This is a genomic window from Ruegeria sp. AP11, assembly GCF_056535865.1.
The window spans coordinates 1,227,087-1,253,485 of sequence record NZ_JBQFJB010000001.1; the positions used below are offsets into that span (position 1 = coordinate 1,227,087).

The 26,399-nt window shown below is 62.2% G+C and carries 28 protein-coding genes; 9 read left to right on the forward strand and 19 right to left on the reverse strand.

Translation table 11 applies throughout. The annotated features are described in order from the left end of the window. Nucleotides 1-39 precede the first annotated feature (39 nt). Both ACR3E4_RS06380 and ACR3E4_RS06385 read right to left on the reverse strand, forming a co-directional pair. A complete protein-coding gene (locus tag ACR3E4_RS06380) occupies nucleotides 40-807 on the reverse strand; it encodes a tRNA1(Val) (adenine(37)-N6)-methyltransferase (RefSeq protein WP_480533316.1) in 768 nt (255 codons plus the stop codon). Beyond that, entirely contained in the window at nucleotides 804-1,019 is a 216-nt protein-coding gene (locus ACR3E4_RS06385) for a putative signal transducing protein (protein ID WP_008755664.1), read from the reverse strand. The genes ACR3E4_RS06380 and ACR3E4_RS06385 overlap by 4 nt, the downstream gene beginning before the upstream one ends. Before the next feature lie 56 nt (nucleotides 1,020-1,075). Here ACR3E4_RS06385 and ACR3E4_RS06390 point away from each other — a divergent pair, with 56 nt between their 5' ends. Then, complete coding sequence (locus tag ACR3E4_RS06390; protein WP_480533318.1) at nucleotides 1,076-2,074, forward strand: polyprenyl synthetase family protein; 999 nt, start codon at nucleotides 1,076-1,078, stop codon at nucleotides 2,072-2,074. On the opposite strand, the gene ACR3E4_RS06395 is transcribed toward ACR3E4_RS06390, so the two are convergent. From ACR3E4_RS06395 to soxR, 4 genes are all read right to left on the reverse strand, one after another. Then, nucleotides 2,067-2,888, reverse strand: coding sequence for a 4-(cytidine 5'-diphospho)-2-C-methyl-D-erythritol kinase (locus ACR3E4_RS06395; RefSeq protein WP_480533320.1), 822 nt, complete (start codon nucleotides 2,886-2,888; stop codon nucleotides 2,067-2,069). The two genes, ACR3E4_RS06390 and ACR3E4_RS06395, sit on opposite strands and share 8 nt — an antisense overlap. Next, nucleotides 2,878-4,605, reverse strand: a complete 1,728-nt coding sequence (locus ACR3E4_RS06400; protein WP_480533322.1) for a tetratricopeptide repeat protein — start codon at nucleotides 4,603-4,605, stop codon at nucleotides 2,878-2,880. The genes ACR3E4_RS06395 and ACR3E4_RS06400 overlap by 11 nt, the downstream gene beginning before the upstream one ends. 82 nt (nucleotides 4,606-4,687) lie before the next feature. Further along, nucleotides 4,688-6,334, reverse strand: a complete 1,647-nt coding sequence (locus tag ACR3E4_RS06405) for an electron transfer flavoprotein-ubiquinone oxidoreductase (protein ID WP_480533324.1) — start codon at nucleotides 6,332-6,334, stop codon at nucleotides 4,688-4,690. A gap of 136 nt (nucleotides 6,335-6,470) precedes the next feature. Then, a complete protein-coding gene (gene soxR / locus ACR3E4_RS06410; protein ID WP_480533326.1) occupies nucleotides 6,471-6,926 on the reverse strand; it encodes a redox-sensitive transcriptional activator SoxR in 456 nt (151 codons plus the stop codon). Nucleotides 6,927-7,014: 88 nt separating this feature from the next. On the opposite strand from soxR, the gene ACR3E4_RS06415 reads away from it, so the two are divergent. The 3 genes from ACR3E4_RS06415 to ACR3E4_RS06425 all read left to right on the forward strand — a co-directional run bounded on the left by ACR3E4_RS06415 (nucleotide 7,015) and on the right by ACR3E4_RS06425 (nucleotide 9,110). After that, nucleotides 7,015-7,395 (forward strand): VOC family protein, encoded by a 381-nt coding sequence (locus ACR3E4_RS06415; RefSeq protein ID WP_480533328.1) that lies wholly within the window; start codon nucleotides 7,015-7,017, stop codon nucleotides 7,393-7,395. A gap of 237 nt (nucleotides 7,396-7,632) precedes the next feature. Beyond that, the gene (gene greA / locus ACR3E4_RS06420; protein ID WP_480533330.1) at nucleotides 7,633-8,103 is read left to right on the forward strand and encodes a transcription elongation factor GreA; all 471 of its coding nucleotides are present in this window, start codon (nucleotides 7,633-7,635) and stop codon (nucleotides 8,101-8,103) included. A 14-nt stretch (nucleotides 8,104-8,117) separates the two neighbouring features. Then, the gene (locus tag ACR3E4_RS06425; protein WP_480533331.1) at nucleotides 8,118-9,110 is read left to right on the forward strand and encodes a hypothetical protein; all 993 of its coding nucleotides are present in this window, start codon (nucleotides 8,118-8,120) and stop codon (nucleotides 9,108-9,110) included. Here the strand turns inward: ACR3E4_RS06425 and ACR3E4_RS06430 are convergent. From ACR3E4_RS06430 to ACR3E4_RS06445, 4 genes are read right to left on the reverse strand one after another with little or no spacing between them, the layout of a single operon-like run. Beyond that, a complete protein-coding gene (locus tag ACR3E4_RS06430) occupies nucleotides 9,107-10,372 on the reverse strand; it encodes a molybdopterin-binding protein (protein WP_480533333.1) in 1,266 nt (421 codons plus the stop codon). The two genes, ACR3E4_RS06425 and ACR3E4_RS06430, sit on opposite strands and share 4 nt — an antisense overlap. Then, the gene (mobB, locus tag ACR3E4_RS06435) at nucleotides 10,369-10,860 is read right to left on the reverse strand and encodes a molybdopterin-guanine dinucleotide biosynthesis protein B (RefSeq protein ID WP_480533335.1); all 492 of its coding nucleotides are present in this window, start codon (nucleotides 10,858-10,860) and stop codon (nucleotides 10,369-10,371) included. The genes ACR3E4_RS06430 and mobB overlap by 4 nt, the downstream gene beginning before the upstream one ends. After that, complete coding sequence (mobA, locus tag ACR3E4_RS06440; RefSeq protein WP_480533337.1) at nucleotides 10,857-11,513, reverse strand: molybdenum cofactor guanylyltransferase MobA; 657 nt, start codon at nucleotides 11,511-11,513, stop codon at nucleotides 10,857-10,859. The genes mobB and mobA overlap by 4 nt, the downstream gene beginning before the upstream one ends. Beyond that, nucleotides 11,506-12,447, reverse strand: coding sequence for a formate dehydrogenase accessory sulfurtransferase FdhD (locus ACR3E4_RS06445; protein ID WP_480533339.1), 942 nt, complete (start codon nucleotides 12,445-12,447; stop codon nucleotides 11,506-11,508). The genes mobA and ACR3E4_RS06445 overlap by 8 nt, the downstream gene beginning before the upstream one ends. Between ACR3E4_RS06445 and ACR3E4_RS06450 the strand changes: the two genes are divergently transcribed. Together ACR3E4_RS06450 and ACR3E4_RS06455 are read left to right on the forward strand one after the other, a co-directional pair. Then, nucleotides 12,446-13,156, forward strand: coding sequence for an AzlC family ABC transporter permease (locus tag ACR3E4_RS06450; RefSeq protein WP_480533341.1), 711 nt, complete (start codon nucleotides 12,446-12,448; stop codon nucleotides 13,154-13,156). The genes ACR3E4_RS06445 and ACR3E4_RS06450 overlap by 2 nt on opposite strands. Then, entirely contained in the window at nucleotides 13,153-13,485 is a 333-nt protein-coding gene (locus tag ACR3E4_RS06455; protein ID WP_480533343.1) for an AzlD domain-containing protein, read from the forward strand. Before ACR3E4_RS06450 ends, ACR3E4_RS06455 begins: the two co-directional genes overlap by 4 nt. On the opposite strand, the gene ACR3E4_RS06460 is transcribed toward ACR3E4_RS06455, so the two are convergent. From ACR3E4_RS06460 to ACR3E4_RS06490, 7 genes are all read right to left on the reverse strand, one after another. Further along, nucleotides 13,474-14,106 carry a hypothetical protein gene (locus tag ACR3E4_RS06460; protein ID WP_480533345.1) on the reverse strand — a complete coding sequence of 211 codons (633 nt, stop codon included), beginning with the start codon at nucleotides 14,104-14,106 and terminating at the stop codon, nucleotides 13,474-13,476. The two genes, ACR3E4_RS06455 and ACR3E4_RS06460, sit on opposite strands and share 12 nt — an antisense overlap. A 23-nt stretch (nucleotides 14,107-14,129) precedes the next feature. Further along, nucleotides 14,130-14,264 carry an aa3-type cytochrome c oxidase subunit IV gene (locus ACR3E4_RS06465; RefSeq protein ID WP_480533347.1) on the reverse strand — a complete coding sequence of 45 codons (135 nt, stop codon included), beginning with the start codon at nucleotides 14,262-14,264 and terminating at the stop codon, nucleotides 14,130-14,132. A gap of 68 nt (nucleotides 14,265-14,332) precedes the next feature. After that, nucleotides 14,333-14,887, reverse strand: a complete 555-nt coding sequence (locus tag ACR3E4_RS06470; RefSeq protein WP_480533349.1) for a hypothetical protein — start codon at nucleotides 14,885-14,887, stop codon at nucleotides 14,333-14,335. Further along, a complete protein-coding gene (locus ACR3E4_RS06475) occupies nucleotides 14,874-16,712 on the reverse strand; it encodes a glycerophosphodiester phosphodiesterase family protein (protein WP_480533351.1) in 1,839 nt (612 codons plus the stop codon). Before ACR3E4_RS06475 ends, ACR3E4_RS06470 begins: the two co-directional genes overlap by 14 nt. 64 nt (nucleotides 16,713-16,776) lie before the next feature. Next, the gene (locus tag ACR3E4_RS06480; protein ID WP_480533353.1) at nucleotides 16,777-17,229 is read right to left on the reverse strand and encodes a DUF6173 family protein; all 453 of its coding nucleotides are present in this window, start codon (nucleotides 17,227-17,229) and stop codon (nucleotides 16,777-16,779) included. A gap of 4 nt (nucleotides 17,230-17,233) precedes the next feature. Continuing rightward, nucleotides 17,234-18,280, reverse strand: a complete 1,047-nt coding sequence (locus ACR3E4_RS06485) for an MBL fold metallo-hydrolase (protein ID WP_480533355.1) — start codon at nucleotides 18,278-18,280, stop codon at nucleotides 17,234-17,236. Next, nucleotides 18,280-19,983 (reverse strand): acyl-CoA dehydrogenase family protein, encoded by a 1,704-nt coding sequence (locus ACR3E4_RS06490; RefSeq protein ID WP_480533357.1) that lies wholly within the window; start codon nucleotides 19,981-19,983, stop codon nucleotides 18,280-18,282. The genes ACR3E4_RS06485 and ACR3E4_RS06490 overlap by 1 nt, the downstream gene beginning before the upstream one ends. 132 nt (nucleotides 19,984-20,115) lie before the next feature. Between ACR3E4_RS06490 and ACR3E4_RS06495 the strand changes: the two genes are divergently transcribed. Beyond that, the gene (locus ACR3E4_RS06495) at nucleotides 20,116-21,063 is read left to right on the forward strand and encodes an L-threonylcarbamoyladenylate synthase (protein WP_480533359.1); all 948 of its coding nucleotides are present in this window, start codon (nucleotides 20,116-20,118) and stop codon (nucleotides 21,061-21,063) included. Here the strand turns inward: ACR3E4_RS06495 and ACR3E4_RS06500 are convergent. Beyond that, nucleotides 21,060-21,614 carry a YqgE/AlgH family protein gene (locus ACR3E4_RS06500; protein ID WP_480533361.1) on the reverse strand — a complete coding sequence of 185 codons (555 nt, stop codon included), beginning with the start codon at nucleotides 21,612-21,614 and terminating at the stop codon, nucleotides 21,060-21,062. The two genes, ACR3E4_RS06495 and ACR3E4_RS06500, sit on opposite strands and share 4 nt — an antisense overlap. 148 nt (nucleotides 21,615-21,762) lie before the next feature. On the opposite strand from ACR3E4_RS06500, the gene ACR3E4_RS06505 reads away from it, so the two are divergent. Both ACR3E4_RS06505 and ACR3E4_RS06510 read left to right on the forward strand, forming a co-directional pair. Then, nucleotides 21,763-22,575, forward strand: a complete 813-nt coding sequence (locus ACR3E4_RS06505; RefSeq protein ID WP_480533363.1) for a protein-disulfide reductase DsbD domain-containing protein — start codon at nucleotides 21,763-21,765, stop codon at nucleotides 22,573-22,575. Nucleotides 22,576-22,579: 4 nt separating this feature from the next. Continuing rightward, nucleotides 22,580-23,014: an NUDIX hydrolase gene (locus tag ACR3E4_RS06510; RefSeq protein ID WP_480533365.1), complete on the forward strand. Its 435-nt coding sequence runs from the start codon at nucleotides 22,580-22,582 to the stop codon at nucleotides 23,012-23,014. Here the strand turns inward: ACR3E4_RS06510 and ACR3E4_RS06515 are convergent. Beyond that, entirely contained in the window at nucleotides 22,994-26,395 is a 3,402-nt protein-coding gene (locus ACR3E4_RS06515) for an efflux RND transporter permease subunit (protein WP_480533367.1), read from the reverse strand. The genes ACR3E4_RS06510 and ACR3E4_RS06515 overlap by 21 nt on opposite strands. Nucleotides 26,396-26,399: the final 4 nt, after the last annotated feature.

Consider the following 26,399-nt stretch of genomic DNA (forward strand, 5'->3'; position numbering starts at 1 on the left):
TCTGTCATAAAACCGACAAATTCGGCTGGTCATCGCCGATCAGGCAAACAGTCCGGTCAATGCAGCCCCATCCCGCAACACACTCGACACTTGCGGCGTATAGCTTTCGCCGTCTTCGACATGCCGATCCCCCGCATGCAGGACAAGCGGCGCATGCAGCCGGAATGCGGCGCGCCCGCCCTTTCTGGCGCGCAAGATCACCAGTTCGGCGGCTCGATTTGAACGGGGAGACAAAGGCAGTATCTCGACCGAACCCAGCCGGTTCGTGCAGCCCGCCAGCATATCGGGCAGCCTGTCGGCCTTCTGGATCATGTGCAGATACCCGCGCGGGGCCAGCCGCCTTGCAGCGACATCAATCCAATCCTGCAGCGGCGTATCCTCTGCCAACGCCACCCGACGGCCGGGATCGGTTGCGGGGCTATGTGCCCCGGCCCGGTAATAGGGGGGATTGGCGATGACATGATCGAACTGCATCTGACGCAGATCGTCCGGTAGAGCACTCAGATCAGCTTCGACCACTGTCAGGGCGGCGTTTTCGCGTGCGTTGCGGCGGGCCAGCCCCGCGTAAGCCGGTTGCAGCTCGACCCCCGTTGCCCGTATCTGCGGCACGCGTGCCATAAGGCACTGGATCGCGGCCCCGGCCCCGCAACCCAACTCCAGCACCGATTGACCTTCACGCGCCGGGACACATGCCGCTAGCAGGACCGGATCGACCCCGGCGCGATATCCCGAACGCGGCTGCCACAGGCGCACGCGACCGCCCAGAAAATCGTTGCAGGTCAGATCACTGTCGGAAAAACGGCTCATCGCCCCAACGGGATCTCATTGTCGCGCATCACCCGCTCGGCGCGGGTGAGATCATCGGCGCGCACCATCAGGCGGCGGGGGAAGATTCCGATACCGCCTTCGAGGATGCTCATATTTACGTCCATCTGAAAGCAGTCTATATCCTCGCCCTCAAGGAGAGCTGTAGCAAAGGCCAAGATTGTCGGATCGGTACTGCGCAATAGTTCTTTCATGGGGATGGATGTAAGGGCAAGGTGACAGGCATGTCGAGCCTTGTATCAGGAGTGTGATGACAGTCAGCACAATCTCGAAACCGCATGAGCATCTGGCAGAGATGCTGGCGAATGAAATGGCAGCGGTCAACACGCTGATTCGGACGCGTATGGCGTCCGAACATGCCCCGCGCATCCCCGAAGTGACCGCCCATCTGGTCGAGGCGGGCGGCAAGCGTCTGCGTCCGATGCTGACCTTGGCTGCGGCGCAGTTGTTTGGCTATTCCGGCGATCATCACGTCAAGCTTGCCGCAACGGTCGAATTCATTCACACCGCAACCCTGCTGCATGACGACGTGGTGGACGAGAGCGGACAGCGACGGGGTCGACCCACCGCGAACCTGCTGTGGGACAACAAATCCAGCGTTCTGGTGGGTGACTACCTGTTTTCCCGCAGTTTCCAACTGATGGTCGAAACCGGCTCGTTGCGGGTTCTGGACATCCTTGCCAATGCCTCGGCCACCATTGCCGAGGGTGAGGTGCTGCAAATGACCGCAGCCACTGATCTGGGCACGGATGAGGGCGTTTACCTGCAGGTTGTGCGCGGCAAGACGGCGGCGCTGTTTTCTGCGGCAACCGAGGTTGGCGGCGTCATCGCGGGCGCGACCGAAGCGCAGGTCAAAGCGCTCTATGATTATGGCGACGCGCTGGGGATTGCGTTCCAGATTGCGGATGACCTGTTGGATTATCAAGGCGATAGCGCGGCGACCGGCAAGAATGTCGGCGACGATTTCCGCGAACGCAAACTGACCCTGCCCGTGATCAAGGCCGTGGCGCAGGCCACCGCCGAAGAACACGCCTATTGGGAGCGCACCATCGGTCGTGGACGTCAGGACGAGGGCGATCTGAATCATGCCCTGTCGCTGATGGCCAAATACGGAACGCTGGAGGCCACCCGCGCGGATGCGTTTGGCTGGGCGGCCAAGGCCAAATCGGCGTTGGCGGCGCTGCCGGATCATGAGATTCGCACTCTGCTGGGCGATCTGGCGGATTACGTGGTTTCACGCCTCAACTGAGCGTCGTCGCGCGGCACCACCAATCGGGATGCGCCGCGCCGATCTCATATGCGGCAAATTGAGCTGCTTTCAGCGTTGGGTAAAGCGCGAAACAGGTTGAACCTGATCCCGACATCCGCGTCAACAGCACGTCTCGGGTACCGTCCAGAGCGTCAATGACATCGGCAATGCCTGGCGCCACGGATATCGCTGGCGCCTGCAGGTCGTTGCGCTGATCCTGCAGCCATTGGGCGCAGTCTTCCGGCACCTTGAACGTAGGAAGCTCGACGGACATCGGCGCATTGTCCCGGCTCTGCAGCGCAGAGAAGACCGGCCCGGTTGGAACCGCGATCCCCGGATTGACCAGAAGCGCAGGTAAGGGTGACAGAGCGATCGGCTCGATCCGCTCGCCAATGCCCCGCATTCGGGCCGCCGAGGCGTGTATGCAGACCGGAACATCCGCACCCAGCGACAGTGGTACAGCATCGGTCATCTCAAGCACCTCCGCAGTCGTGGAGCGCAGAAGCGCAGCGGCGTCCGAGGACCCTCCGCCAATCCCACCGCCATGGGGCAGGTGTTTCTCAAGATGGATATGCCCGGTCCAGCCCACGGCATCCGCCGCCTGCCAGACCAGATTGCGCGCATCGCAGGGCACGCCATCGGCGAACTCTCCGCTGACATCCAACGACAGAACCGGCCCGGAGGTCAGCTTCAGGCGATCCCCGACATCGGCAAAAACAACCAGCGAATCCAGCAGATGATAGCCATCATCGCGCTGGCCGGTCACATGCAGGGTCAGGTTGATCTTGGCGGGCGCAAACGCCTCAGCCTTCATTGGCGACCTTCAGGGGTTCGGCGCCTTCTTCCTGCAGCACCACGTCCAGCCCGGCCTCGATCTTGCGGCGGATACGTTCGGGATCGGCCTCGCCATCGGTGTCTTCTGGGTCAACGAAGGACAGGGCGCGCTTCCACTGGAATTCGGCCTCGCGCGCGCGGCCTACGGCCCAATAGACATCGCCCAGATGGTCGTTGACCACCGGATCGACCGGCATCAGTTCGACCGCGCGTTCCATATGGCCGACCGCTTCGTCATAGCGGCCAAGGCGGAACAGAACCCAGCCGAGACTGTCGACGATATAGCCGCTGTCCGGGCGCGCGGCGACGGCGCGTTCGATCATCTCAAGCGCTTCGTCCAGCTTTTCGCGCCGTTCAACCAGCGAATATCCCAGATAGTTCAGCACCTGCGGCTGATCCGGATTCAGTTCCAGCGCACGGCGGAAGTCGGCCTCGGCCTGATCCCAGTTCTTGAGCCGTTCATGCGAGATGCCACGGGCATAATGCAGGAACCAGTTGCCGCTGACGCCATCCTCGGTCAGGTCGATCGCGCGGTCGTATGAGGTGACCGCGGCGGCATAATCCTCTTGCTGGCGGCGCAGATCGGCCAGCGCCACATGCACGCCGGGCAGATCGGGGCTCTGCGCGGCCAGATTCTGCAGCACTTCAGCGGCGGCATCCTTACGGTCAGACCGGCTGAGCACTTCGGCGCGGCCAAGCTCGGCGGCGTGATAGTCACTGCTGTCGGGCGGTACCTGACGATAAACGTCCACCGCCTGATCATATTGTTCAAGCCCGTCCAGCAACTCGGCGCTCAGCAGGATCGCGTCGATATGATCGGACCGCAGGAACATCGCGATGCGGGCATAGAGCAGGACATAATCCGGCGACGCCTCGGCGCTGAGTGCGGCACCGACCGAGAAAAACACCTCGGCCATGCCATCCTGCGCCGATTGCACATGGGTGAAGGGCAGCGTCTGCCCATCGCTGAGGCGGGCAACATAGCTTTCGATGGTCGGGTCGCTTCCGGCAGCAAAGACATCATCAAGGAACTGCAGCGCCTCGTCATTTCGATCCAGTTGCGACAGAACCTCGGCCCGTGCCAGCGCGGCGCGGCGCGAGAAACGGGCGACGGTGCCATTATTGGCGGCAAAGATCGCCTCGGCCCCTTCGAAATCGCCAATCGACGCCAGCGCCACCGCCTTGTGATAAAACGCGAATTCCTTCAGGCCTTCCTGCGTTGAAACAAGATCAAACTGCTCCATCGCCTTGGTCATGGCGCCCTGATCCATATAGGCCCAGGCCATCATCAGCCCGTCAACCAGCGGGCCGACTCCTTGCGTCTGAGGGTCACGGGCCAGAAGCTCTTCGAGCGCGCCATCTGCGATCAGGTTGGCGGATATGACCATCCGCGCCGCCTGGCTGGGCAGGCCGTTGGCCTCGATGGTTTGTGCCACGGGCAGCGCACGTTTGATCTGGCCCAGGGCAAGCCGCGCCACCACCACATTTTCCAGCAGTTTGGCGTTTTCAGGATCGGTTTCCAGCGCACGCGTGTAATAGCGTTCGGCCGCGGGATAGTCGCTCTGATAGATCGCCTGCCGACCGGCCAGATACGAACCCGTATCCGAAACCGCTGGAAGCGCCAGTGTTGAGCTGAGGATCACGGCCAGTGCCGTGCGTCGAACCAGGGAAGCCACCGATATCTGCCTTGCTGTCATTGACTGTACGACAAGCTAGGGCTTCGGTGGACAAGAGGCAATGGCAGAGCCTTCACGACCCTGCCAGAGCCCGTGTTTTCGCTTACATGTTGGGATAGTTCGGGCCATCCCCGCCCTGCGGCGTGGTCCAGGTGATGTTCTGGCTGGGATCCTTGATGTCGCAGGTTTTGCAATGCACGCAGTTCTGGAAGTTGATGACGAATCGTGGACCGTCGTCATCCTCGACCATCTCATAGACACCTGCCGGGCAGTAGCGCTGCGCCGGTTCATCAAACTTGGGCAGGTTCACCTTGACCGGGATGTCGGGGTCGGCCAGCCGCAGGTGGCAGGGCTGGCTTTCCTCGTGATTGGTGGCCGCAAACGATACGTTTGTCAGACGATCAAAGGACAGCGTGCCATCGGGTTTCGGATAATCGATCGGTTGATGCTTGCTGGCCTCTTCGGTCGAATCCGCGTCGTTCTTGCCGTGACCAACCGTGCCGAAGAACGAAAAGCCCAACGTGTTGGTCCACATATCCAGACCGCCCAGCATCAGCGAGGCCGTCAGGCCCCATTTCGACCAGATCGGTTTGACGTTGCGCACCTTTTTCAGGTCGGCGCCGATGGGGCCATCGCGCACATCGGTTTCATATGCGGTCAGTTCATCGCCCGAACGCTCGGCCTTGATGGCGTCATAGGCAGCTTCCGCCGCGGCTTTGCCCGACAGCATCGCGTTGTGATTGCCCTTGATGCGCGGCACGTTGACCATACCCGCCGAGCAACCCAGCAGCGCCACGCCCGGCGCGACCAGTTTGGGCATCGACTGATAACCGCCCTCGGTGATCGCACGTGCGCCATAAGCCACGCGCTTGCCGCCTTTCAGCAGCTCGGCCACCATCGGGTGGTGCTTGAAGCGCTGGAATTCCATGTAAGGGTACAGGTGCGGGTTCTTGTAGTTCAGGTGCACCACGAAACCGACATAGACCTGATTGTTTTCAAGGTGATAGATGAACGATCCACCGCCTGCGTTGCTGCCCAGCGGCCAGCCCATGGTGTGCGTGACGCTGCCTTCCTTGTGCTTGGCCGGGTCGATCTCCCAGATCTCTTTCATGCCGACGCCGTATTTCTGCACGTCTTTGCCGGCTTGCAGGTCATATTTGGCGATGACTTCCTTGGACAGCGAACCGCGCACACCTTCCGACAGGAAGACATATTTGCCGTGCAGTTCCATGCCTGGTTCAGTGTTCTGGCCGTAAGAACCGTCTGCTTCCAGACCGAAGACACCGGCGACGACGCCTTTGACTTCGCCATTCTCACCATAAACCAATTCCGAACAGGCCATACCGGGGAAGATTTCCACGCCCAGTTCCTCGGCCTGTTCGGCCATCCAGCGGCAGACATTGCCCATCGAGACGATGTAGTTGCCGTGGTTGTTCATCAGCGGCGGCATCGGGAAGTTGGGGATGCGGATCTGACCGGCCTCGCCCAGCATATAGAAGTTGTCTTCATGCACCGGCACGTTCAGCGGTGCGCCCTTTTCTTTCCAGTCGGGGATCAGCGCATCCAGACCGCAGGGGTCCAGCACCGCACCCGACAGGATATGCGCGCCCACTTCCGAGCCCTTTTCCAGAACCACGACATTCAGGTCGGCATCCAGCTGTTTCAGACGGATGGCCGCTGACAGGCCCGCGGGGCCTGCACCCACGATCACCACGTCATATTCCATCGCTTCGCGTTCAATCTCGGCCATCGCGGGCTCCTTAGCTAACTTTCCGAATTGGCGCTTTTCACATGCGGTCGGCGCAATATTGTTTCACGGCTGATTACATGGTCAGAAAGACCTTGGTCAATCGAAACACGGCGTAACAAGAGCGCTATTCGACACATCACGTCTCTGGCGCATCACCCATCAGGTATCTGGGACCGCTACCATGGGTTTTGGCGCGGTCATCGGGGTTATAAAGAGCGCATTTGGGCAGGCTGAGGCAGCCACAACCGATGCAGCCGTCCAGATTGTCGCGCAACCGCATCAGGGTATCGATTCGCGCATTGAGATGAGCGCGCAAACCTTGACTGATATCTTTCCAATCCTGTGGCGTGGGGGTGCGATTGCCGGGCAGGCCCGAGAGGACCTCTCGGATTTCAGGCAGGGTCAGGCCAAACTGCTGCGCGATCATCACAAAGCTCAGCCGCCGGATGTCGGCCCGCTGATACCGGCGCTGCCCACCCGCATTACGCCAAGGTGCAATTAGCCCCTGCGCCTCATAGTAGCGGATCGCCGACACCGCCAAACCGGTGCGCCGGGCCAGAGCGCCGATTGCAAGCCCTTCGGAAGCTGCCATTTGATCCTCGCAAAAAATTCCTTGACCTAAAGTTAGGTTTAGAAATTACGGTGAGTCGGGACAAGCCTCAAATTGAAAAGGAGATCCCATGATGGCGACGCTTGAACACACCAATTTCACCGTCCGCGATCCCAAGGCCTCGGCGGCGTGGATGCAGGACGTCTTTGACTGGAAAACCCGTTGGGAAGGCCCGGCCATCTCGGGCGGCTATACCGTGCATGTGGGCGGGCCACACACCTATCTTGCGCTTTACAACCCTGGCGACCCCAAGCCGCTGACCAACAGCAGCTATGACATCGTCGGCGGCCTGAACCATGTGGGCGTGCTGGTCGAGGATCTGGACGCCACCGAGGCAAAGGTCAAAAAGGCCGGATTCGAGCCGCACAATCACGCCGATTACGAGCCGGGCCGCAGGTTCTATTTCCGCGACGACAACGGCATCGAATTCGAAGTGGTTCAGTATGATTGAACTGCTCTGGCTGGGCGCCGAGGCCCATCGCTGGCGGCGCGGCGACCTGCTGGGGCACCGTCATAGGCGAATGCCGTCGCCGCCAAAACGGCGCTAAGTTGCAGGTTGCGCCAGAAGGCGCGCCTGCCCTCTTGCAATTCACGCCTCATTTGGGTCAGGTAATTGCCGACCCATCTTTCGCCCCGACGCTTCTCCCCTGCGTTGGGGCGTCACAATTTCTGCGTGGACGACAAGACTATGGAAAAAATCCCCATGACGCCTGCGGGCAATGCCGCGCTCGAGGCAGAGTTGAAGAACCTCAAATCCGTCGAGCGCCCGGCGATCATCGAGGCGATAGCCTCGGCGCGCGAACTCGGCGACCTGAAGGAAAACGCCGAATACCACTCGGCCCGTGAAAAACAGGGCTTTATCGAAGGTCGCATCAAAGAGCTTGAGAGCGTGCTGTCGCTGGTGGATGTGATCGATCCGGCCAAGCTGTCGGGTGCGGTGAAGTTCGGCGCCAAGGTCACGCTGGTCGATGAAGACACCGACGAGGAAAAGACCTGGCAGATCGTGGGCGAGTATGAGGCCAATATCGAAGCGGGTCTTCTGAACATCAAATCTCCGATCGCCCGCGCCCTGATTGGCAAGGACGAAGGCGACAGCGTCGAGGTCCGCACCCCCGGCGGCGTGCGCTCTTACGAAATTCTGAGCATCGCATACGCCTGACCCGGAGCGTCGTCATGTCCGACACCGACCCTGATCCGGAAGACAAGAAACCGACATCTCTGGGCATCTATGATCGGCCCAGCGCCCCCTCGGTGACCATGATCGAGATTGTGGCGGGTGGGCTCAGCCTGTTATGGCTGGTCGTGGCCGTGGTGTTTCTGGTGCTGCCCGGTGATGGGCGGGGCGGATTCATCGTCACAGCGCTGGCGGTGTTCCTGCCGGTGGCGATGATCTGGGTCGCCGCTCTGGCGATGCGCGCCAGCCGGATCATGCGTGAGGAAAGCGCCCGACTGCAAACCGCGATCGACGCCATCCGCAACAGCTATGTCACCCAACAGCAGCGTGCGGCCAGCGCTTATGAACCGGCCGTGGGCAAGAAGCTGGACGAAATCGCCGAAACCGCCAAGAAGACCGAAAGCGCATTGGCGACCTTCTCGACCAATCGGGCCGAGCCGATGCGCACCGGAAAGTCGTCTTCCGAGCCTGCCAACCAGACCTCTCTGGCGCTGGGTACCTTGGCCGAAGAGATTGCACCGCCGCTGGCGCGGGATGTCTTCATCCGGGCGCTGAACTTTCCTGAAACGCAGGATGACAAGGAAGGGTTCAATGCCCTGCGGCTTGCCCTGAAGGACCGTAAGGCGGCAAAGCTGGTGCAGGCCTCGCAGGATGTTCTGACCCTTCTCAGCCAGGAGGGGATTTATATGGACGACCTGCGCCCAGACATGGCCCGCCCTGAGATCTGGCGGCAGTTTGCGCATGGCGAGCGCGGACGAGCGGTGGCCACGTTGGGTGGCATCCGCGACCGGTCATCGCTGGCACTGACGGCGGCGCGGATGAAACAGGACCCGATCTTTCGTGATGCCGCCCACCACTTCCTGCGCCGTTTCGACCACATGATCGCGGATTTCGAACCCGAGGCCAGCGACGCTGAACTGACTGCGCTGGGCGAAACCCGCACAGCGCGGGCCTTCATGCTGGTCGGTCGCGTGGCAGGAACGTTCGACTAAAGCCCAAAGCTGCCATAGGGGATGAAGCGCACCGGATCGCCTGGCTGAATGTGGCGCGCGCCATCTTCGATCTCGACCAACCCCTCGGCCCAGCTGAGGCCGCTGATCCGGCCTGACCCTTCAGACCGGAAGACTTCGACCCGGCCCTCTCGGATACGGGCGCGCAGGTATTCGCGACGTCCCGGTTTCTTGTGCTTTTCAAACGCGGCGGGCACGTCAAAGCCTTGCGGCTCCTGCCATCCCGCCCCGGCCATCAGGCTCAGCGCCGGGCGGGCGAAAATCAGAGTACAGACCAGCGCCGCCACAGGATTACCCGGCAAGCCGTACACAGGCATCCCCTGCCACAGGCCCAACGCCAGAGGCCGCCCTGGCTTTAACGCAATGCGCCATTCCTGCATCGCCCCCGCCGCGCGCAGCAGGGCCGAGACGTGATCCTCATCCCCCGCTGACGCTCCGCCGCTGGTCAGGATCACATCCGCCTGCGCCGCCGCGTTGTCCAGCCGCTGTTTCAGCGCGGCCCGGTCATCGGGCACACGCCCAAGATCGACCGCCTCGAACCCCATACGCGCGATCAGCGACAGCAGCATGGGGCGGTTGGCATCGTAGATCTGCCCCGGACCGGCATGCTCCCCCGGTTCAACCAGTTCATCGCCTGTGGACAAGACGCCCACACGCAGCACCTTGCGGACCGGGACGTCACGAACACCGATCGCGGACATCAGCGCCAGATCCGCCGGAGTCACCTGCCGCCCCGCGACCAGAGCGACGTCCCCCTCGGTCACGTCTTCCCCTGCCTTTCGGGCGTTGGCACCCTGTTTCAACGGACCGTGAAAGGCGATGTGGCCGTCCTGAACCGTCACATCCTCTTCCAGAATGACCGTCTCGACCCCTTTGGGCAGAGCGGCCCCGGTCAGAACCCGGATCGCATGGCCTTGCGGGACTGTCCCGTCGAACGGGATACCCGCAGCCGCGCGGCCTTCGATGAGCGGCAGAATGCAAGGCCCCTCGGGCACGGCTCCGGCAAAGCCATAGCCATCCACCGCCGTATTCGGCAGCGGCGGGTTCGACCGCCTGGCGATCACATCTTCGGCCAGAATGCGACCGGCGGCCTGCATCAGAGGCACGGTTTCAATCCCGGTCACCACCGTCAACCGATCCCGCAACAGGGCCAAGGCATCATCGACCGGCGTCCAGTTCACCCCGGCGGGCAGCGCAAAGCAGTCGTTGCGCAGCGGCGGCGGGGTAATGTCCGGTTTGCTCATAATCCGACCTCGTTCAGGATAAAGTCCGCGATGGCGGCAGTATCGTCCAGATCGAAAACCGGGCGATCCAGATCCAATGGCATATCGCTCGCCACCGCGTGGATGGTCGGATCGTCCCGGGCGATCAGAGGGTTGTTCGCCTCAGCCCGAAACGCCTCGATCTTGGGATGCGCCTCGCGCTTGAAACCTTCGATCAGCACCAGATCCACCGGCGAGAGGCGTGTCAGCAGATCTGACAGCGCAGGTTCCGGCGCGCCGCGCAACTCCTGCATCAATGCAACGCGCTGCCCCGAGGCCAGCAGCACCTCGGACGCGCCCGCCATGCGGTGGCGATAGCTGTCGGTGCCAGGCTGGTCGACATCGACCGCATGATGCGCGTGTTTGATGGTGGACACGGAAAGGCCACGGTCGGCGATCTCGGCCACCAACCGCTCCATCAACCCGGTCTTGCCCGCGTTTTTCCAGCCTGTGACGCCGTAGACCCTCATGCCTGCTCCAGCAGCATTTCCGCCCGGCTCAGATCTTCAGGCGTGTTGATGTTGAAAAACGGATCGAACGGGTCGGCGGAAAACAGCGCCTCGCGCCCGCCATGCTTGTCGGTCCACAGGACCACCTTGCGCAACCCGTCATTCAACGCCGCCCGCAGATCGTCGCGCAGCGCCACGGGCCAGAGGCCGAAAGTCGGGTGCCGGTTGACCTTGCTGCGCCCACCGGACCTCAGCGCCTCTTCTCCGGTGCGCCGAGTGGTGGCCAGAACCAGAGGATGCGCCTGTCCTTCTGCAGCCTGTGTCAGCCGCGCCACCAGATCGCGCGGGAAAAACGGCGTGTCGGCGGCTGCGGTGACAATGCAATCAGCCCCTTGCGCCGCCGCCCAGTCGAGGCCCGCCAGCACTCCGGCCAGAGGCCCCGCGAACCCCTCAACCGTATCCGGCAGAATCGGCAAGCCCAGATCGGCAAAGCGCGCGGGATCACCGTTTGCATTCAGCGCCAGCCCGCCCACCTGTGGACCCAGCCGGTCAATCACACGAGACAACAGGCTTTGGCCACCGACCCGCAGCAGCCCCTTGTCGCCCCCGCCCATCCGGGTGGCAAGCCCGCCTGCAAGGATGATGCCGAGGGGGTTTCTCGCGCTGTCAGACATCAGCACTCTTCCGTCGATGTTTCTTGTCCTCGACCGCCACGGTCGCCGGATCGACGTCGCGGACCAGCCGGTCCTCACCCGACAGGCACACGAACCGCTGCCCGCGCATCCGGCCGATCAGGGTCAGGCCGATCTCGCGGGCGATCTCAACGCCCCATGCAGTGAAGCCGGAACGGGACGCCAGCACGGGGATGCCCATCATCGCCGTTTTGATCACCATTTCCGAGGTCAGGCGACCAGTTGTGTAGAGTATCTTGTCCTCTGCCTTTTCCCCTTCGGACAGCATCCAACCGGCGATCTTGTCGACGGCGTTGTGGCGGCCCACGTCCTCCATGTAGACCAGCGGGCGGTTCTTGTGGCACAGCACCGTGCCGTGGATCGCCCCGGCCTCAAGATACAGCGACGGGGTGCGGTTGATCTTGGCCGCCAGATCATACAGCCACGAGGTCCGGACCGGGACCTGAGGCAGGCGCACATCCTCCAGCCCCTCCATCATGTCACCGAACACTGTGCCCACCGCGCACCCGCTGGTACGGGTCTTTTTCTTCAGCTTGTCTTCATACGAGGTCACGCGCGCGGTGCGCACAACCACCGTTTCCAGATCGTCGTCATAGTCGACGCGGGTAATCTGATCATCCGCCAGCAACATGCCCTGATTGCGCAGAAAGCCCAGCGCCAGATACTCGGGATAATCGCCGATGGTCATCGCGGTCACGATCTCTTGCGCGTTCAGGAAAATCGTCAGCGGGCGCTCCTCGACCACCGAGATCTGGCTGTGCTCACCATTCTGATCCACACCTTCGACCGCACGCGTCAGGCGGGCGGAACCCGGGTCGGGCGCGATGAGGTAGTCTGACAGGTCGATTTCGGTGGCCAATTGCAACCCTTTCCCAAGACGTCTACTGCTGCTGGCGTCACCATAGGATTTAGCCATGGCCTCTGCCACATCCAAGTCATACTTCTGGAAAGGTTTTCGGGACGGCACACCGTTCGTGTTCGTCGCCATGCCCTTCGGCCTGCTGTTCGGCGTTTTTGCCACCGAGGCCGGGCTGAATGTCGTCCAGACCCTGGCCTTTTCCGCCACCGTCTTTGCCGGTGCCGCGCAATTCACCGCGTTGCAGTTGCTGCAGGACAACACGCCTACGGTGATCGTTCTGATCTCGGCGCTGGCGGTGAACCTGCGGGTGGCGATGTATTCCGCCTCGCTGACGCCCTATCTGGGGGCGGCGCCGCTGTGGCAGCGCGCCTGCGCGGCCTATCTGATCGTCGATCAATCCTATGCCTGCTCAATCGTTCGATTCGAGAAAGAGCCTGACATGACCGTGCCCCAGCGCATGACCTATTTCATCGGCACCGTCACACCGATCACGCCGCTTTGGATTCTGGGTACTTATCTGGGCGCGGTTCTGGGGGCGCAAATACCGGAAAGCTGGGCGTTGGATTTTGCCTTGCCGATCACCTTTCTGGCGATGATCGGGCCGATGATGCGCACGCTGGCCCATGTGGTTGCCGCGCTGGTCGCCATCGTGGTGGCCTTGCTGACCGTTGCAGTGCCATTCAATCTTGGTCTGTTGATCGCGGGTGCGGCGGGCATGGTCGCGGGCGCACAGGCCGAACTGATGCTGGAGCGGGCCAAACCATGACGCAGATCGACCCCATCACCATCTGGATCATCATCATAGGTCTGGCCATCGGCAGCTATCTTCTGCGCTTCACCTTCATCGGCCTGGTCGGAGATCGCCCGATGCCGCCATGGCTGCTGCGCCACCTGCGTTATACCGCAGTGGCCATCATCCCCGCCCTGATCGCGCCCTTGGTGGTCTGGCCTTCGGCCACCGATGGACAGCCGGACTTGCCGCGCATGGCGGCGGCTGCGGTGGCGCTGTCGGTGGGATATGTCACCAAGAACGTGCTGGCCGCGATCTTTACCGGGGCCGCCACGCTCTATGGTCTGCTCTATCTAGTTGGTTGAGGTCGCTTCGAGCTGATTGAGCCGCGCATTGTTTTCCGCCAGCCCCTGCTGCAGATCGGCCGAGTCGCTCTCGCGGTATTCCGTGGTGACAACGCCCGGGACCTGACCGAACTGATCGGACAGTTTCACCGGATAGAAGGTGGTGCTGATCTGCTCGAACCCCGGCACCTGCTGTAACAGCTGCGCGGTTGAGTTGGCACAATATGCCCCTGCCACCGGACCCATCTGCTTGGCCAGTTGCAGCGCAATCTCTGCCTGTTGCGGCGTCACCTGGATGGTCTGAATGCGGGCGTAATGCGTCTCGCGCGCGTGGCTGCTGCGATAGGCGCGTTCCACATTCGGAGTGATGCCATAAAGCACGTCATCCTTGATCGGCACCACATCGGCCCGGAAGGAGCCGGCGGGGTCGAAGATCACCCGCTCGCTGCCGCTGATCATCAACGAGGTATGCGCACCCGAGCCGGTGCGCGTATTGATCATCGTATAAAGCGTCAGCGTCGACGGCCCCGGATCGCGATAGGATCGGGCGACAATCTCGGACGGATCGGCCTGCGGGCGTTGCGATCCGGCGCAGCCTGCGACGGTCACTGCCAACAGGCAGGCTAACAGAATCCTGAACACGGGTCGGGCGCCTTAATCCGGGATTACGACGCGAAGACAGCCAGGAAAATGCAAAGGAAGAGGATCGCCACCACGCACCAGGTGGTGAACTTGATGAACCCGTCAAAGGTTTTGGTCTGAACGGTGATGTCCATCTCGCCGTGCTTGTGATCAGCCATGTGTCTAAGAATCCCAATTCGCGTGTTTGAGATGTTGGATAATGCAAAATGCAGGGCCTGTCACGACGTCATTCGCGCACAGGTGAGGCAAAAACCGAGCATCCGGGATAGCCGAACCCCCAGCGCCATGGCAGTCCGCTGCAGGGGCCGCCACCAAAGCGCACGGCCAGATACATCGCCTCGGCGGTGATCGAATGGACGGATCGGATCTGATCCGGTGTCATGTCGTAGCGCTCGGCATATTCCTCGGCATAGGTCACGCCATGATCTTTGACACAGGCGCGCAGGGCGTCATCGGCGGCGAGGCGAGCGTCAAAGCTGGCCTCGGCCTGCGACGCGCCACCTGAATTGTGATAGGCGCGGTCATGGGTGACGCAGCAATATTCCCAGGGCGGGTGCGCCTCATAGAGCAGGCTGAACTTGGGGAAGGTCTCGGCCACCAGTCGCCAGCTTGACGACAAGCCGCCCGAACAGCCATCCGTTTCGAACGGGGTCAGATCAGCGTCTTCGATCGAGCTCATCAACGCCCGGTGCGCGGGTATTTCAACACCGCGCATCAGATCCTGCCCGGCAGCAGGCAGCGCGCAACAGGCCAGAATGGCGGCAAACTTAAGGGCTCTCATCACGCATCTCGGGCTTATCGACGGACAGGCCGAATGTGGTCGCCAGCCACAGCATCAGCCGTTCGCCCGGCCCCATCTCGGCGCGGACACGCAGCACCTCGCGGGCCATCGCCGGACGGTCGGTGATCAGCCCATCAACGCCCATTGAGGCCATGGCCGACATCTGCAGCGGATCATTCACCGTCCAGACATAGATATCCTTACCAGCCTCGTGGACCGAGCGGATCAGGCCCGGCGAAACCGTTGCCGCGTTTACGGCCACGAAATCGCCCTCAAGCCCCGAGAGATTGCCAATCGCCGTTGCTGCCAGCACCCCTGCCCGCCACTCGGGGCGCAGCGCTTTCATCTTCTGCACCGCCGGATACTTCAGCGACATGGTGGCGATGTCTTCCTGCATCTCCAGCTCTTCGACGATCTCGGCAACGCGGTTTTCCAGATCGACGTCGTGGCCGTAATATTTCAACTCGATGATGACCTTGGACTTACCTTTTGCGGCTTGCAGCACATCGCGCAGTGTCGGCGTGCGTTCCGAGGCGTATTCCGGGCCGAACCAACTGCCGATATCAATCTCGGCCACATCCTCCATGGTCGCGTCCCACACCTTGAGCGGCACGCCCGCCAGTTTCATGAAATCGCTGTCATGAGCGATTATGACCACATCGTCTGCGGTCTCCTGCACATCGATCTCGACCCAATCGGCACCATCCTCAATCGCTTTCAATACCGCTGCCATAGTGTTTTCCGGCCGTATCGCCGCAGCGCCCCGGTGGCCTATGACGTCGGCATGATCCGGCGCCTGAACGCGTTCCAGCAGTTCCTGCCCGGACCAGAGCCCGATCACCAGTGCAACAAGCGCACCACCGACCACCGCATAAAGCGGCGCGCGCAGATTGCCGGGTTCGGGGTGCGGCACCTCGCGGGTCTGAGTGTCGAAGAAACCGTCCAGCAGCACCGCCAGCGCGCCCAGCGCTATCGCCGCAAGAACCAGCCCGGCCAGCGACCAGAGGCCTGCGATGATCAGGCTGTAGATCAGCGCGAACCGCAAATTGCCCGCCCCCTGCAATGGCACAAGGCCGAACAGCACACCGACGACAATCGCGATAAACGACGCAATGGCGACGCGCAGCAGCAGCCACAGGGCCAGTTCGATCTTCAACCGGCCACGTTTGCCCTGCATGCGTTCGGCGCTGCTGTCAAATGCCTCGGCCGGTTTGCAACCTTCGAACAACACCAGATGCAGCGCCAGTGCCCAAGCCGAGAGCCTGCGGATAAGCACCCAGGCCAGGCTCAGCATGACAATCCCAATCAGCACCACCGCTACCCAGAAGGCAGGGGGGTGAAAGGTAAGGTAATAGTTGATGTCGTATTCTGTCAGCGTCCACCACGCGATCACACCCGCTACCGCCACAAACGGAAGCGCCAGCACCAGCACGCGCAGTATGAAACGCGCCGCAAAGCCGAACAGCGCAGGCAGGCGCGTCAGGATCAGGCGGATCGACGCACTGCCCGCGCGCCACGGGTCACTCTCACCCATGCGCAGCGATCCGGCCATCACCGAGAAGACAAAGACCTCGGCCAGCAGAAACAGGCTGAGCATCACGACCGCCGCGATGAAGCCCGCGGGCGACAGCAGGAACATGGCGATGTCCTGATCCGTCAGCGCCGCCTGATCCGACAGGGAAACGGCCAGATTGACGGCGATGGCGATGCCCGGCGCGATCAGCGCGACCAGCAGCAAACGCACCGCCAGATAAACCGGCACAAAGACACGCCGCCGCGCCCATGCGCCGCGATAGGCGTTTGTAACGGCTGAGAAATTGGTCACGCAGCACCCTCCTGAATGGTGATCTCATTCAAGGCTGCGAAAGCGTGAATTGCAAGGGTGCGCGTTAGCTGTCTTCCAGATCAGCCGCCAGCCGGAACCCGATGCGATTGGCCGGTTTATCCTCGACCGTCTTGGGCAGCGCGCGCAGCATCACGTTCAACTGGCTGACATGCTGCACCAACTGCGTTTTGGCCCCACCGCCATCCGAGCCGTAGAAGGTGATGACATCGGGATCGAAATAGCCCATGCCCTCGATCCGCATCACACCGGCATCACCGCCGGTGAAACCCATGGCGACCTCTTGATCGCCATCCAGCGTTTTCTCGAAGTTCTGGATATACATGATCAGCCGCTCATAAGCCCATTGCGCCGGGCTTTTGGTTTCGACCGGTTTTTGCAGCGGCTTGGGCAGGTCCTTGTTGCCCGAGGCCGCATTCGGGTTGGCATGCACTTCGTAGCATCGTGGCAACGCTGCGGATTCCGCCGCCTCGGCTGAGGTTTCGATCTGGTCCTGCATCGCTCTACCCTTTGCGCTGATATTCCCACGCCCCGTCCGCGCGGCGCGTCCGGGTGACCGCTCCAATGTGGTAGAGATGGTTCATATGTGCAACCGCCTCGACCAGCGCGAGGCCGTATTCGCCGCCCTTGATCTGGCGCTTGAACAGCGGGGCAAAGCAGTCAGCAGCGGTTTTGGGCTGATCAAGGTCGTTCAGCAAACGCTCCAATGCGCCGTGATGATTGTCGATCAACTGACGCATCCGGATCGGCAACCCGGTGAAGGGCAGCTTGTGCCCGCCCAGTACTAGATGATCAGGCCGGGCCAGAGGTTGCAGACGCTCGCAGGCTTCCAGCCAGTCGGCCACCGGATCAGCCATCGGCTCAGTAGCGTAGACGCCCAGATTCGAGCTGATCGAGCTCAGGATCTGATCCCCGGTCAGCACCAGATTGTCGTCGCGGCTCCAGAATGTGCAGTGTTCGGGCGCATGGCCATTGCCCATGTGAACATCCCAGTCGCGGCCCCCCATACGGATCACATCGCCCTGCTTGATGCGGGTGAAGCCCAGCGGCATCGGATAGACGGTGTCGGCAAAGTTGAAAGGACGTTCGGCCATCCGGCCCGCCAGCACAACCGCATCCATCCCGGCGCTGCGATAGTAATCCAGTGTTTCCTTGGGCCAGTTCTCTTGCACGTCCAGCGTCAACATGCGTGCGAACAGCCATGCGGTGCGGCTGGTCACCAGTTCAGCGCCATGCTCGGACTGGAACCAGCCAGCGTTACCCACATGATCGGGATGATGGTGCGTCACAACCACCCGGTGGACGGGCTTACCGGCCAAAGGCCCTTCCATCAGGGCCTGCCAGATGCCGCGCGTTTTCTTCGACGACAGGCCAGTGTCAACCACCGTCCAGCCGTCGCCATCGTCCAGCGCGTAGACATTCACGTGATCCAGCGCCATCGGCAGCGGCAGCCTGATCCACAGGACCCCTTCCGCAACCTCGACCCATTCGCCGGGCGCAGGCGGTTCCGACCACGGATAGCGCATCACCTGAGGCCCCTCGCCGTCCATCAGACCGCCAACTCTTCGGCGCTGAGCGCATAGAGGTCATCCGCCCCGTTCTGCGCCTGCGCCAGCAAACCGGTGTGTTCGGGCAGCAGCGCGTTGATATAGTAACGTGCCAGTTTGGCGCGCGGTCCATCGGGGTCGGCCAGAGCCGCCGACAGGTGATAATGCCCGCCAAGCACCCGCGCGAAGGCTTTGAGATAGGCAGACGCACCGGCAAAGCGATTGTTCATATCCGTTTGCGCGACCAGCCATTCGGTCGCTTCCCGCAGCGACTCGGAGGCTTCCCAGACCGGGCCGGCAAGTTCCGGCATCGTGGCGCGGGCCTTTTCGGCCTGATCCTCGATCTCATCCAACAGGTTCGAGGCCGCCTCGCCCCCGTCCATCATCTTGCGGGCCACCAGGTCCATCGCCTGAATGCCGTTGGTGCCCTCATAGATCGCGGTCACGCGGACATCGCGGTAATACTGCGCGGCGCCGGTTTCTTCGATGAAGCCCATGCCGCCATGTACCTGCACCCCGGTCTCGGACACGCGCATTCCGGTTTCCGTCCCGAACGCCTTGCAGATCGGCGTCAGCAGGGCCGCCCGTGCAGCCCAATCCGCATCGCCTGTCGCCTGCGCCATGTCGATCGCGGCGGCATTGGCCAGCATGATCGCCCGCGCCGCAAATACATCCGCGCGCATTGACATCAGCATCCGCCGTACATCCGCGTGGTCGATGATCGTGCCCGAGGGCGTCTTGCCCTGCTTGCGCTCTAACGCATAAGCCAGCGCGTGTTGATAAGCTCCCTCGGCGACGCCCACACCTTCGCCGCCAACGCCCAGACGGGCGTTGTTCATCATGGTGAACATCGCGGCCATGCCGCCATGTTCTTTGCCGACCAGCCAGCCTTTGGCCCCGTCATATTGCATCACGCAGGTGGGCGAGCCATGCAGGCCCATCTTGTGTTCCAGCGACACCACCTTCAGGTCATTGGCCACGCCGGGATTGCCGTTCTCATCAGGGATGTATTTCGGCACCAGAAACAGCGAAATCCCTTTGGTCCCCGGCACGCCATCAGGCAGACGGGCCAGAACCAAATGGCAGACATTCTCGGTAAAGTCGTTATCACCCCAAGAGATATAGATTTTCTGACCGGTCACCGAATAGGTGCCGTCGCCGTTATCCTCGGCCTTCGAGGTCAGCGCCCCCACATCCGATCCGGCCTGCGGTTCGGTCAGGTTCATGGTGCCCGACCACTCCCCCGCCATCATCTTGGGCAGATATAGCGCTTTCAACGCATCGCTCGCATGATGCTCCAGCGCCTCGATCTGGCCTTGGGTCATCAGCGGGGCCAGTTGCAGCGACAGGCAGGCGGCGCTCATCATCTCGTTCACCGCAGTTGTCATGGTCATGGGCAAACCCATGCCGCCATATTCGGGATCGCCGCTGATGCCGATCCAGCCGCCCTCGGCGATGGCCTTCCAGCCCTCGGCATAACCCGGAGAGGTGCGCAATACGCCATTCTCCAGCCGGGCGGGTTCCAGATCGCCGGGGCGCTGCAGCGGGGCCATGACCTCTTCGCACAGCTTTCCGGCCTCGGTCAGAATGGCGCTGACCACGTCTTCGCTGGCGTCCGAAAACTTCTCGGTCGCGGCGATCTGGTCAAAACCGATCACGTTGCGGAACAGGAATTCATAGTCTGAGATCGGGGCACGATAGGGCATGGGTTCCCTCTGAGTCTGGCATATGTGTTGCATGGGGTTGGAATCCCGACCCCACGCCGGTATTCATCTGGGCTGGCACGATTACCTACCGTTACCTGAACTGCAAGCAACCAAAACGCGGCGTCACGACACATGACCCTTCTCGGCACCCAAGACCTTTCCGCAGATGCCGATGGCATTGCCAAAGCCGCCGACCTGTTGCGGCAGGGGCTGCGGGTCGCGTTTCCGACCGAGACCGTCTATGGCCTGGGCGGTGATGCACGGAACGGCGAGGCCGTGGCCGCGATCTATGAGGCCAAAGGGCGGCCCAGCTTCAACCCGCTGATCGCCCATGTCGCCTCGACCGAGACTGCGAAGCGGTTCGTCGAATGGACAGATCAGGCCGAGCAATTGGTGCAGGCCTTCTGGCCAGGCCCACTGACATTGGTTCTGCCATTGCGCGAAGGGCATGGCATTTCATCGCTGGTCACCGCCGGATTGGACACTTTGGCGGTGCGCGTGCCCGCCCATCCCACCGCCCGCGCCTTGCTTGCAGCGTTCGATGGCCCGGTGGCCGCGCCTTCGGCCAACCCCTCGGGCCAAATCAGCCCGACCACGGCGGCGCACGTCCGGGCGGGGCTGTCGGGACGCATCGCGGCCATTCTGGACGATGGCCCCTGCGGTGTCGGGCTTGAATCCACCATCGTCGGTCTGGCTGGCGCTCCGGCTCTGCTGCGCCCGGGCGGGGTAGCTCTGGAACAGATCGAAGAGGTGCTACAGACGAAGCTACACCACCATCAGCCCGGTGATCTGCTGACCGCACCGGGACAGTTGCAATCCCATTACGCACCGGATGCGCCGGTCCGCCTGAATGCCGAGTCGCGGCAGGGGGATGAGGTGTTGCTGGGCTTTGGTCCGCTCGACTGCGATCTGAACCTGTCGGAAACCAGCAGCCTGCCCGAGGCTGCCGCCAATCTGTTCGCCGCGCTGCACACGCTGAACGAAACCGGCAGGCCGATTGCTGTGTCGCCGATACCGGACCATGGGTTGGGCGCAGCCATCAACGACCGTCTGCGCCGCGCGGCGGCTCCGCGCGACTAGGCGCGGCCTGCGCTGGCAGACAGGGACAGCGGATCAACCCCGAGCGTGGCCAGGGCGGCCTCCCACTTCTCATCATCGGGCACGTCGAAGACCAGTTTCGAGGTCGCTTCGGTGGTCAACCAGCCGTTCATCGCGATCTCATCCTCAAGCTGATCGGGGCCCCAGCCGGAATAGCCCAGCGTCAGCATCGAATTCAGCGGCCCCTTGCCCGAGGCCAGATCCTCGAGCACATCCAGCGTTGCGGTCATGCTGAAATCATCCGATATCCGCATCGAATGCAGGTTCGCTTCGTAATCTGAACTGTGCAGGACAAAACCACGCGACATCTCGACCGGGCCGCCGAACTGCACCAGACGTTCACCCACAACGGGAATGAGGCAAGGGATATCGAGCTGTTCCAGAAGCGTCTTGATCCGCAAATCCGAGGGCTTGTTCACGATCAGGCCCATCGCGCCATCGTCGCCATGGCTGCAGATATAAACGACCGAATGCTCGAATCGTGGATCGCCCATGCCGGGCATCGCAATCAACAGTTTTCCCGTAAGGTCCATCAGCAAACATCTCTTGCGCCATAGGATAACCCTAGAATGACCCTGCGGAAGGCGGAATGGCAAGGGATCAGCCGGGATTTCCGTGCATTTCAGCCGGGTATCCGGAACGTGACTTGGCATTCACGCCCGGAATGCGCATGTTCTGGGTATGAAAACGCTTTGGAACTCCACTGCGGCAGTCTTGGCCGCCTGCCTTTGCATTGGCGCTCCTGCCCTTGCGCAAGGGGTCGACAATCTGGTGCAGCTTGAGGTGCTGGACGGGGGCAAAACCGCCAATGGCACCTATCAGGGCGCATTGCGCCTGACGCTGAAGGACGGGTGGAAGACCTATTGGCGTGCGCCGGGCGATGCGGGCATTCCGCCGCAATTCGACTGGAACAGGTCCGGCAATATTGCGGATATCGCCATCACATGGCCCGCGCCGCATGTATTCGATCAGAACGGGCTGCGCTCGGTCGGGTATGAGGATCAACTGGTCCTGCCGATCGAGATCACGCCCAGAAACCCCGCCAAACCCGTGCGTCTGCGCGGTGAGATGGATCTGGGCGTCTGCAAGGATGTCTGCGTGCCGGGACGGCTGGATTTCGATCACACATTGGACGCTGCAGCCGGGCGCAATCCGGCCATCGCCGCGGCCCTCGCCCAACGCCCGTTTTCCGAGCGTGAGGCCGGTGTGGCGGGCGCAACCTGTCACCTGACACCCACGGCGGACGGAATGCAGATCGAGGCGCGGATCACCATGCCCTCGGCGGGCGGTGCCGAGTTCGCCGTGATCGAACCGGGCAACCCGACGCTTTGGGCATCGCAGCCCGAGACCCGCCGACAGGGCAACACGTTGATTGCAAGTACCGAGGTCATCAGCGCCTCGGGTGGGCCGTTTGCACTGGATCGGTCCGAGGTGCGGATCACCGTGCTCGGAGCCAACCACGCGGTCGATATCCAAGGGTGCAGCGCGGGCTGAACGGATGGGTCAGACCCCAAAAATCGGCGCACTGGCCGTGGTCGTGCTTGACGCTCAGGTGTTGCTGGTGCAGCGCAACAAACAGCCCGATGCGGGGCTGTGGGGATTTCCCGGCGGTCATGTGGAATGGGGCGAAACCGTTCTGGATGCCGCCGCCCGAGAATTGCGGGAAGAAACCGGCGTGATCGCCGAACCGACGGCCTATCTCGACAATCTCGATTTGCTGTTGCGCGATGACGCAGGGCTGATCCGTGCGCATTACCTGTTGGTCGGGGTCGCGTGCCGTTACGTCTCGGGCACGCCGGTAGCGGCTGACGACGCGCGGGACGCGCAGTGGTTTCCCGTCGATCAGATCGCTGCTGGAGACCTTCCGATGAGTGACCGCGTACCCGATCTGCTGCAGCTCGCGATGGCGCAATCAGGCCTCGGCGCGCCCTGACAGGCGCGCATAGAACAGGCTGGAAAGCACCATAGCCAACAGCAGGATCAACGCGCCACCGGCCACGAATACACCAAAGCCCATCTGCAACACGCCCGGACCTTCGGCGGCAGGATAAAAGCGGGACAGTATCGCCATCGGCGCGCCGGTTACGGCAGGCCAGATCATCGAAACGCCCAGCCAGATCGCCAGTGCCGCGCCGGTTGCGCGCACAGCGACACGCACCACCCGATCCGGTGCCCGCAGGGCGCGGCGCATCGATGTCATCGGGCGCGAGATGTCGTTCAGGATGGCCAGTAGCGCAGGCACCAGCAGCAGGATCAGCACCATTCCGAAGCCCAGCCCGTAGACCAGAGTAATCACGGTCGGTTTCAGAAACTGCGCCTGTTGCGAGCTTTCGTACATCAGCGGCGTCAGACCCAGCACTGTGGTCAGAGTGGTCAGCATAACCGGGCGCAACCGGTCCGCCGTGCCTTCGACAATCGAGGGCACCAGCCCGCGTTCCTGCTGATATCCGTCAATCGTGGTCACTAGGACGATCGAATCGTTGATGATGATCCCGGTCATGCCCAGCAGGCCGACAACGGTGAACATGCTCAGCGGCACGCCCCACAGGTAATGCCCCCAGATCGCGCCTACGAGGCCAAAGGGTATGATCGCCATCACCACCAAAGGCCGCGTCCAGCTGGCAAAGACCCAGGCCAGCACCAGATAGATTCCGGTCAGGCACAGGATCAGACCGGTACGGGCTTCGGACAGGAACTCGTCTTCCTGCTCGCTCAGGCCCGCCATACGCCAGTCGACCTGACGTTTGGCGGCAATATCGGGCAGAATCTCTTCGCGCATGGCACGGGCGATTTCGGCGGCCTGCGCCGGATCGTCCTCGGAAATGTCACCGTTCACCGAGATCACCCGCAACCCGTTTTCGCGCCGAACCGTCGAGAAGCCCGACTTGCGCTCGACCGAAACGATGTCGGCCAGCGGGACATAGACGCCATCGGGCGTCCGCATCAGCGTGCGTTCCAGGAAATCGGCGGTCAGCTCACCTTCGGGCAACTCCACGCGGATTTCGGCGCTGCGGGGGCCGTCGGGGAAGGTCGCGGCCTCGATCCCGTTCAACCGGTTTCGCAGCACACGGCCCAGCGCCTCGATCCGGAAGCCCAGCGCTTCGCCCTGTGCGGTCAGGTCCAGAATGAACTCTTCCTTGTCGTAAGCCAGATTATCCTCAAGCGCCGAGACCTCGGGATATTTCGACAGTGCCGCCTGCAGGTCCTCGGATGCGGATTTCAACGTGTTCACATCCGCCCCAAAGAACTCCACATCAATCGCATCACCACCCGGGCCCGAGCGCCAGCCCCGGAAGCTGAGCAATTCAACCTTCGGGTGGCGCGGCACGAAATCCTGCAGCTCACCCACAAATTCAAAGCTGGAATAGGGACGCAGATCGGCGTCGATCAGCTCGATCGAGATACCGCCCAGCAGATCGCCATCCTTGCCGTCCGCCGCGCGCAGGCCGTACCCGGCAGAGCCGCCGACCTCGGCCAGAACATATTCGATGGGGTTGCGGCCATGACGTTCTTCGTAGACCTGCCCCAGCTCTTCGGTTGCCTGCTGCACCATGCGCATCATTTCCAGCGTTTCCGCGCGGGTGGCCCCTTCAACCATGATGAAGTTGCCGGTGACCGAGCCGCGTTCCGGCGCGTTGAAGAACCGCCAGTTCACGTCACCCCGGATAAACAGCGCAAGCTGACTGGCCAGAATAACCACCATCAGGGCAACCACCACATAGCGCCCCCAGACGACCCAGGCGACGAGCGGGCGGAACAGGTGATCGCGCACCCAGCGGAAGCCCCGGTTCACGATGCGGTTGGGCCAGTCATACCAATGTTCCTTGGCCGAATGGGTGATGGCATGGGCCATGTGGTTCGGCAGGATCAGGAAACATTCGATCAGCGAGGCGATCAGGACCGCAATGACGGTGAAAGGAATGTCACGGATCAACTCTCCGAACCGGCCGCCGATTGCGGTGAGGCCAAAGAAGGCAATGACGGTGGTGACGGTCGCCGCAAAAACCGGCATCGCCATGCGGCGGGCGGCGCGTTCGGCAGCGACCATCGGGGCCTCACCCAGACGGCGGGCGCGGAAATCGGCGTGCTCGCCCACCACGATGGCGTCGTCCACCACGATGCCCAGCGTGATGATCAGACCGAACAGCGACACCATGTTGATCGACAGCCCGCCCAGATACATCAGCGCAATTGCCGCCGACATCGCCACCGGAATACCGGCAGCCACCCAAAAGGCGATCCGGGCGTTGAGGAACAAAAACAGCAGGCAGACCACCAGCCCGAGCCCGACCAGGCCATTGTCCACCAGAATATCCAGACGGTCGGTGATGGCCTGTGCGCGGGTTCGGATCAGCTCGACCGTGATGCCTTCGGGCAGGCTGGCCTGTATCTCGGCCACCACATCCTCGACATCACTTTGAATTCCGATGGCATCGCCCAGATTGGAGCGATCAACGCGGATCGACATCGCCGGATTGTCGCCCACAAAATAGCTGCGGTTGCGCGTCACCCCTTCGACCCGGATCTGCGCCACATCGCCCACAACCAGCTTCGAGCCATCGTCGAAGTTGCGCAGGGCGATGCCTTCGATCTCTTCCGGGGTGCGTTTTTCAACCCCCGTCCGAATCCGCGCATTGGCGCCCGTGACATCGCCCGCAGGGTTTGCCGTGACTTCGGCAGCAATGGCCGTTGCAATATCCGAAAGCGAGATATCATTGGCGATGAGTTGCGCCGTGGGCACTTCGACCACCACGCGCGGCGCGGCCAGACCCCGGATCGTGGTGCGTGTGACGCCAACCGCGAACAGGCGGCTGATCAGTTCATCGGTGAACTTGGCCAGTTGCTCGGCTTCGATGGGGCCGGTGATGACAACATCCGTGACGCGATCGCGCCAAGCCCCGCGCCGGATCGTCGGTTCCTCAGCATCCTCAGGCAGATTGGTGACGCCGTCGACGGCGGTCCGCACTTCCTCGACGGCGCGGGACATGTCCCAGTTGGGCTCAAACTCCAACCGAACTTGCGCCAACCCTTCGCGCGAGGTCGATTCAGTGCTGGCCACGCCTTCGACTGCCAACAGCGCCGGTTCGAGCAGTTGGACGATGCCGTTATCGACATCCTCAGGGCCTGCCCCTTCCCATTCGACATTCACATCGACACGGTCAAGGATCACATCTGGAAAGAACTGCGCCCGCATGTTCGGGATCGCCGCGATACCCAGCACCAACATGACCAGCAGCAACAGATTGGCTGCCGTGCGGTGCCGGGTAAAGTAACTCAGGATACCGCCCGCCGCACTGGGAATGTCGCGGATCATGACG